The sequence below is a fragment of the Proteus faecis genome (genome assembly GCF_030286765.1).
Taxonomy (GTDB): domain Bacteria; phylum Pseudomonadota; class Gammaproteobacteria; order Enterobacterales; family Enterobacteriaceae; genus Proteus; species Proteus faecis.
The window spans coordinates 153,055-160,784 of the sequence record NZ_JASVWV010000011.1; the positions used below are offsets into that span (position 1 = coordinate 153,055).

The window sequence follows — 7,730 nt, forward strand, 5'->3', positions numbered from 1 at the left end:
TATAACCAAAAGGAATTAGATATAACAAATAGGAATATAAATAAAGTTATTATAAAAAAGCCCCTTAATATGAAATGACCTCATAGTGACTGCTCCCCGCCCTGTCGGGCGAGCTTCCCACTTCTTAGACCGCAACCGTCTGTCTAAGGGGCTGATATTATAAACAGATAATATTTTATTAATCAGTAGCTTATTTTTTAATGTTTTTAGTTTATTTCTGCTAACACCATTTCTGCTGAAAAGTAATCACCTGTTTTGGCTTTTTGAACAAGTACACCATCACGAGAAGCGACCACCTGAACCTCCATTTTCATTGCTTCCATAATGGCAATAACATCACCTTCTTTGACTTTGTCACCATCAGATAAGATCCAGCTATGTAATACACCAGAGATTGGTGCGGTAACTGCTTTTTCATTCTCTTTTTTCTCATGACTGGCATTAATTGCTGTTGGTACTACCGCAGAGAGTGATAATAATTGAGCAGGCAAAGCGAGTTCATGTCGACGACCATCAATTTCAATAAAAGTACGAACGAGCTCTTCATTTTTTGCCGGAGTGCTTCGAGGAAAATAGCTATTTTTCGCCTGAAAATCAGTTTCAATCCAACGGGTATGCACTTTAAAATATTCTGTAAAATCGGTATGCGCCATCATTTCACAATGGAAAGGCAATACGCTTGCCACACCTTCGATTTTAAATTCAGATAACGCTCGTCGAGCCCGTGCAATGGCTTGTTCACGTGTTGCACCTGTCACTATCAGTTTTGCCATCATCGAATCGAATTGACGTGAAACCTGATTATTTTCCGCAACACCACTATCTACACGAACACCAGGACCAGAAGGCTGAGAGAAGTGTGTAATTAAACCCGGCGTAGGTAAAAAGCCTTTCGCCGGATCTTCCGCATTGATCCTAAATTCAAAAGAGTGACCTCGTGGAACAGGGGTTTTATCAATACTGAGTGGCAACCCGTCAGCAATACGTAACTGCTCTATCACTAAATCGATACCCGCTGTTTCTTCTGTAACCGGATGCTCTACTTGTAAACGTGTATTCACTTCTAGAAATGAGATAATACCATTTGCACTTAATAAAAACTCAACTGTACCGGCTCCGACATAACCCGCTTTAGCACAAATATCTTTAGCTGATTGATGAATACGTTCACGTTGTTCATCTGTTAAATAAGGTGCTGGGGCTTCTTCAATAAGCTTTTGATTACGGCGTTGTAACGAACAATCTCGCGTTCCGACAACAACAACATTACCTAATTTATCGGCGATAATTTGCGCTTCAATATGACGAGGTTTATCTAAGAATTGCTCAACATAACATTCACCGCGACCAAATGCAGTTACAGCTTCTCGTACAGCAGAATGATAGAGCTCTTCAATCTCTTCCATTTTATGAGCGATCTTTAAACCCCGTCCACCACCACCAAAAGCGGCTTTAATAGCAACAGGTAGGCCATATTGCTTGGCAAAATCTAGAACCTCTTTAGCATCATTAACGGGATCTGCGGTGCCATTTACAAGAGGAGCACCGACAGATTGTGCAATTTTGCGAGCTTTCACTTTGTCGCCAAGCACTTCAATCGTTTCTGGGCTAGGACCTATCCAAATAAATCCAGCATCCTGTACTGCTTTTGCAAAATCAGCTCGTTCAGAAAGAAAACCATAACCGGGATGGATCATCGTTGCTTTAGCTTTATGAGCAATATCAATAATTTTATTAATATCTAGATAGCTTTCTTTCGGCAAATTACCCTTGAGTCCATAAGCTTCATCAGCAAGACGAACATGCAGTGCATCAATATCATCATTAGCATAAATGGCAATTGAAGTGGCACCATAATCCTGGCAAGCACGAATAATACGAACAGCAATTTCGCCTCTATTGGCAATCAATACTCTATGCTTCACTCGTTGTTTTTGGTTAATTGTTGTCATGAGTGGCATTCTCCTATCAATATTCTTGAAATTCGGTAATTGGGTTAAAACGAATTTTAGCGTTAACAGGGATCTGCCCTGCGAGTGGTAAGTGATATTCAGCAACAGCGCCAATAACAGGGTATCCTCCTGTTAAAGGATGGTCGTTAAGAAACAAAACAGGTTGCCCATTAATCGGCACTTGTATTGCACCAATGCAAGTACCTTCACTCGATAGTTCTTGTTGTTGTTCTCGTGCCAAAGGTATTTCACCCAATAAACGTAAACCAATACGATTAGACTGTGGCGTCACTTGCCATAATTGAGACGTTAATGTCTTTATCGCTTCAGTTGTAAACCAGTCAGTACGAGGGCCTAAAACGATATCAAGTGTGACGATATCACCTTGTTTTGGCAGTGCAGATATTGGCTGTTCATCGGCAACAATACCGTTTGAGATACTCTCATTATTCAGATGAAGAACATCCCCTTCTTGTAAAGCATTAGGGCCGATTTGTGCCAAAGTATCAAACGCATAACTACCTAACACTTTTGGTAATTTAAACCCGCCTCTCACGGCAAGATAGCTACGCACACCTGCTTTTGGTATACCTAAAATAATTTCATCACCACAACGAACATCTATAGGTTGATAACCAGATAAAGATTCATTCTCTCCCGACTCATGTTTTAGCGTAATAGCGCAATCAGCCCCTGTTAAAGCAATCACACAATCTTGTCGTGCTTTAAGAGTCAGTCCACCTTGTGTTATCTCAAGTGCAACAAAAGTTGTGGGATTACCCACTAAACGATTAGCTGCATGTAAAGCCGGTTTATCAAGTGCACCTGAAGCTGAAACGCCCATTGATGCCGCACCAATACGCCCTTCATCTTGAAATAAAGTTTGTAGCCCCGCTGAAATAACATATAACCCTTTATCATTTAACGAGAGCGAAGAAGTGATGGCTGATTTTTTCTCAGGTAGTGAAACAGTTATTGATGTCTTTTGTACATCGACAAAATGCACTTCATTACCGGGTAATAGAAAGGCGGGCTGTTCACGAGAGAGATCCCACATTTTTATCTCTGTGGTACCAATAAGTTGCCAACCACCAGGGCTTTGTTGTGGATAAACCCCACTAAATTCACCGGCTAATCCGACAGAGCCTGCAGGGATCCGTGTACGAGGAGTTTTACGACGAGGTACATAGAGCTGGCTTTCATCGGCGATCAAATAAGCAAAGCCTGGGGCAAAACCAGTAAATGCAACTTGATAGGTTTGTTCTGTGTGTCTGCGGATCACTTCACTGGTTGTGATCCCTAATAATTCAGCGACCTCATTGAGATCTTCACCTTGATAATGAACAGGGATCGTTAATGATTGTGTTTGACGTGCTGATACCGCTTTGACTTCTAATTGTCGAAGCTGAAACACAAGCTCTTCAGCCGTGATCAGCCACGGTGTATAGTGAATTAAAAGTGTTTTTGCAGCGGGCACAATATCTTGAATAGCAGCAATATCCGCTTGTTTAACAGATTCATACAATGCGAGTGTCTCTTTTAAAGAGGAAAGCTCGACAAGTAAATGAGATAAGTTAACAGGTAAAAAGCGCAAATTATCATCCTCCCTTATACATGATAAGCTGCATCAGGTACATCAGTGATAAACATATGTCCCGGAGCATGGCTGAGTGCGAAAGGAACACCTGAACGCATCACTGCCGCTTGTGGAGTCACACCACAAGCCCAAAATACAGGGATCTCACCATCTTCAATCCTCACTGGAGAGCCAAAGTCTGGCGACATAATATCTTTAATACCTAGAGCATCAGGTGAGCCAATATGTACAGGAGCACCATGTACCGAAGGGAAACGTCCGCTAATCATCACAGCATCCGCGACTTTATCAGCTGGAATAGGACGCATTGAAACCACTAACTCACCTTCTAATCGTCCAGCAGGACGACACAAGCGATTCGTTTTATACATCGGAACATTGCAGTTATCTGTGATATGGCGGATCTCAATGCCCGCTTCTAACATCGGTGTTTCAAATGTAAAACTACAACCAATAAGGAAAGTGACTAAATCAGGATGTTGCTCCCAGACTTTAGTCGCATCCGTGATTTCATCCACCAATTTTCCATTTTTCCAAACTCGATACAAAGGAATATCAGTACGTAAATCAGCGTGTTCCGCCAAAACTGTACGATAGCTTCCAGCCTCACAAACATCTAATATTGGACAACTTTTTGGATTACGTTGAGCATAAAGCAGAAAATCAAATGCCCAATCACGAGGCAAACTAATCATATTAGCTTGGGTCATTCCCTTCGCCATACCTGCTGTTGGTTTTACTAAACCATTACGAATAGCTAATCGAGCTTCTTGTGCTTTAGCAATGGCATCCGCAGTAGCTTGCATTAAATTACTCATTTTTGTACCTCATTTTTAAGTGACAGAGGTGCAAAAGGTTTAATGCTAACACCATGATTAATCAAAATTTCTTTTACACTTTGAGCAAGCGTTACAGCATCAGGACTATCACCATGAACACAAATAGAATCAGCTTCTATCGCAGTAAAAATACCTTCTATAGACTCAACGCCACCTTCTTGCACAAGCTGTAACATGCGCTGTGCTACATGTTTAGGATCATGTAAAACTGCGCCCTCTTTTTTACGAGAAACCAGCGAACCATCCGCGTGATAAGCTCTATCTGCAAAGGCTTCGGCAATAACACGAAGCCCTTTTTCCTTTGCAAGTGTAATTAAGGGGGAGCCCGCTAAAGCAACTAATACCAATTGAGGATCTACAGCAAGTATCGCCTCAATAACCGCAAGTGCTTGACGTTTATCATGAGCAATTGTGTTATACAACGCGCCATGAGGCTTAACATAAGTCACGCTCAACCCCACTGCTTTAGCCAATCCTTGCAAAGCTCCTATTTGATAAATCACATCTGCGGTTAATTCGTCACTGGCGATATCCATATTCCGACGACCAAAACCCACTAAATCAGGATAAGAGACATGTGCCCCTATTGCGACATTGTGTTGTTTTGCTGCTTTTAATGTTTTTAAAATTCCATCTGGTGAACCGGCATGAAATCCGCAAGCAATATTGGCACTACTGACAATTTCCAGCACTGCATCATCATTGCCCATTGTCCATTGACCAAAGCTTTCGCCTAAGTCACTATTTAAATCGATAACTTTTATCATCGTCATTATTCTCTTAAGCAATGTTGAGGTAATTGAAAATAGCCCCCACGGACATAATGCCCATATACCAAGTCAGCGCACAGACAAAAATACCTGACCACAGTAACCATGATGGATATTTATAACCATTCATAAGATCTTGGCGACGCCATGCAACAAAAATAAATAGTGTCATACCAATAGGTAAAATTAGGCCATTAAAACCACCGGCAAAGACTAATAATGCAGCCGGTGCAGTTCCCATAACCATATAAATGGCGAGTGAAATAGCGATGAATATAATGGTTGCGATATTACGTTGGCGCTCAGTAATACCTTTTTTAAATACAGTAATAAATGACATTGAGGTATAAGCAGCACCAATCACACTTGTTAATGCAGCTGCCCATAAAATAAGACCGAAGATGCGTAATCCAGTTAACCCCGCCGCATGTTGAAATGCTTGAGAAGCTGGATTGGCCGCATGGCTAGAAATATCTAATGTTACGCCACTGGCAACCACACCTAAAATCGCAAGGAACAAGATATAGCGCATTAATCCAACAACTAAAATTCCTTTGGTTGCAGCACTTGATACGGCGTCAATATTCTCAATACCCGTTGTTCCTTTATCAAGAAGACGGTGAGCCCCCGCATAACAGATATAGCCCCCCACCGTACCACCAACAATTGTAGTGATCGTAGCGAAGTTAATCGCATCAGGTAAAACAGTTTGTCTTAATGCTTCACCAATTGGAGGATTAGAAGCAAACATTACAAAAACTGTCAGTAAGATCATGACAATACCAAGCACGATAATCATACGATCAATAAAATTACTGGCTTTACGTGATGAGAAAATATAAATCGCAAGTAAAGCACTTAACATTCCACCCCATTTAGGGTCGAGACCAACCATTGCATTAAGCCCTAAGCCAGCACCTGCAATATTACCCACGTTAAACACTAAGCCACCAAAAATAACTAACACAGCAAGTAAATAGCCACTACCTGGTATTGCTTTGTTAGCAATATCTGAAGCACGCATATTGGTAACGGTGATCACTCGCCAAATACTTTGCTGAACAACATAGTCAATAATGATTGATGCCAAAATACCAAATGCAAATGCAGCTCCCATAGTGGCAGTAAAGGTTGCAGTTTGAGTAATAAAACCGGGTCCAATTGCTGATGTCGCCATTAAAAAAATGGCAGCTATTAATGAAGAACGCCGACTTTTTATAAAAGAAGTTGATGTTGTATTTGCAGAATCTTGTGTAGCCATAAGCTACCCCCTTTATCATCATTATTTTAATTATTATTACTAAGGCAATTAACATGCCATTGTTGAGCATGACTACGTAATTGTTAACCATCTGATATTAGATTGTTGAACAATTAATAATAATAGATGAATAAATAAGCAAATGGATTTAAATATGGGATGATAAAAGTGCAAAGAAGATCTCACTTTTAACATTTTATTGACAATAATAACTCGTTAGTTAGTCATGAATATGCACTTAAATAAGGCATAGAAAGATCAGTTGCACAAAAATAGTGCACTAAATTAAAGGAAAAATAAGTTTAATCACTAAATTATTGTGAGAAAAAATTAAGTTTTTTTGATAAAAATAAATAGACAGTCATACTCATACAGTGAGAAGTACGACAGAGTGACATAATAGAGGTTATATATTACAAAACACACTGATAGAATAGACGCTTCTATTAAGATAAAGCAGAAGATAATGCAGAAAAAAACATCTCCACAAATTCTTTCTCAAAAAGTCGCAAATATTATTCGGCAAAAAATCACTATTGGAGAATTACCTCCTGGTGAAAGATTATCAGAAACTGCATTAAGTGAAACGCTAGAGATATCACGTAATACTTTAAGAGAGGTTTTTCGTGTTCTTACCCAAGAAGGGCTTTTAACTTATAAGCCTAATCGCGGTGTTTTTGTTTCTGTACCAGATATGGCAAGTATCATGGATATTTATCGTGTAAGGCGATTAATTGAATGTGATGCTCTACGACATTCTTATCCTATGCATCCCGCTATTGTTAGAATGCAAGATAGTGTTAATCAAGCAAAAGTTTTTCAAAAACAACAAGATTGGAGCGGTGTAGGAACCTGTAATATGCATTTTCATACCGCAATTGTTGAACTTTCAGATAGTCCTAGATTATTTAAACAGTACCAACTGATTCTAGCAGAATTACGTTTAGCCTTCGGTTTATTAAACGATCCTCAATTGCTACATGCACCATATATTGAGAAAAATGAGCACATTTTAACGCTTTTAATAGATGGAAAAGCTCAAGAAGCAGCAATAGCAATGGAAAGCTATTTAGAAATTTCAGAAAGAACCGTACTCGCTGCGTTTTCTCGTCATAACTTTTGCTAAAAGATCATAAAAATGCCCTCAATAAGGGCATTTTATATTCAGAAAATTGCTCATTTTTTAAAAACCCCAAACGCAAAAAAGCCAACCCAGTGGGTTGGCTTTCTCGTCTTATTTAATGCCTGGCAGTTCCCTACTCTCACATGGGGAGACCCCACACTACCATCGGCGCTACAACGTTTCACTTC

The 7,730-nt window shown here is 39.9% G+C and carries 6 protein-coding genes; 1 reads left to right on the plus strand and 5 read right to left on the minus strand.

Going from position 1 to position 7,730, the window contains the following annotated elements:
• Window positions 1-206: 206 nt before the first annotated feature.
• The 5 genes from QSH13_RS14445 to QSH13_RS14465 are packed head-to-tail and all read right to left on the minus strand — an operon-like array spanning window position 207 to window position 6,419.
• On the minus strand, window positions 207-1,952 hold the full coding sequence (locus tag QSH13_RS14445) for an acetyl/propionyl/methylcrotonyl-CoA carboxylase subunit alpha (protein WP_286039309.1): 1,746 nt from the start codon (window positions 1,950-1,952) through the stop codon (window positions 207-209).
• 16 nt (window positions 1,953-1,968) lie between these two features.
• Entirely contained in the window at window positions 1,969-3,546 is a 1,578-nt protein-coding gene (locus QSH13_RS14450) for a 5-oxoprolinase subunit B/C family protein (RefSeq protein ID WP_286039310.1), read from the minus strand.
• 14 nt (window positions 3,547-3,560) lie between these two features.
• Window positions 3,561-4,367, minus strand: coding sequence for a putative hydro-lyase (locus QSH13_RS14455; protein WP_286039311.1), 807 nt, complete (start codon window positions 4,365-4,367; stop codon window positions 3,561-3,563).
• Window positions 4,364-5,155: a LamB/YcsF family protein gene (locus QSH13_RS14460; RefSeq protein WP_109407127.1), complete on the minus strand. Its 792-nt coding sequence runs from the start codon at window positions 5,153-5,155 to the stop codon at window positions 4,364-4,366. The genes QSH13_RS14455 and QSH13_RS14460 overlap by 4 nt, the downstream gene beginning before the upstream one ends.
• A 13-nt stretch (window positions 5,156-5,168) precedes the next feature.
• Window positions 5,169-6,419: an NRAMP family divalent metal transporter gene (locus tag QSH13_RS14465; RefSeq protein WP_109407126.1), complete on the minus strand. Its 1,251-nt coding sequence runs from the start codon at window positions 6,417-6,419 to the stop codon at window positions 5,169-5,171.
• Window positions 6,420-6,885: 466 nt separating this feature from the next.
• Between QSH13_RS14465 and QSH13_RS14470 the strand changes: the two genes are divergently transcribed.
• Entirely contained in the window at window positions 6,886-7,545 is a 660-nt protein-coding gene (locus QSH13_RS14470; RefSeq protein WP_109397742.1) for a GntR family transcriptional regulator, read from the plus strand.
• Window positions 7,546-7,730 lie beyond the last annotated feature (185 nt).

What these genes read in the sequence shown, in the direction of transcription:
- QSH13_RS14460 (WP_109407127.1), bottom strand. Translation starts at nt 5,155, where the DNA reads ATGATAAAAGTTATCGATTTAAATAGTGACTTAGGCGAAAGCTTTGGT.
- QSH13_RS14445 (WP_286039309.1), bottom strand. Translation starts at nt 1,952, where the DNA reads ATGACAACAATTAACCAAAAACAACGAGTGAAGCATAGAGTATTGATT.
- QSH13_RS14470 (WP_109397742.1), top strand. Translation starts at nt 6,886, where the DNA reads ATGCAGAAAAAAACATCTCCACAAATTCTTTCTCAAAAAGTCGCAAAT.
- QSH13_RS14465 (WP_109407126.1), bottom strand. Translation starts at nt 6,419, where the DNA reads ATGGCTACACAAGATTCTGCAAATACAACATCAACTTCTTTTATAAAA.
- QSH13_RS14455 (WP_286039311.1), bottom strand. Translation starts at nt 4,367, where the DNA reads ATGAGTAATTTAATGCAAGCTACTGCGGATGCCATTGCTAAAGCACAA.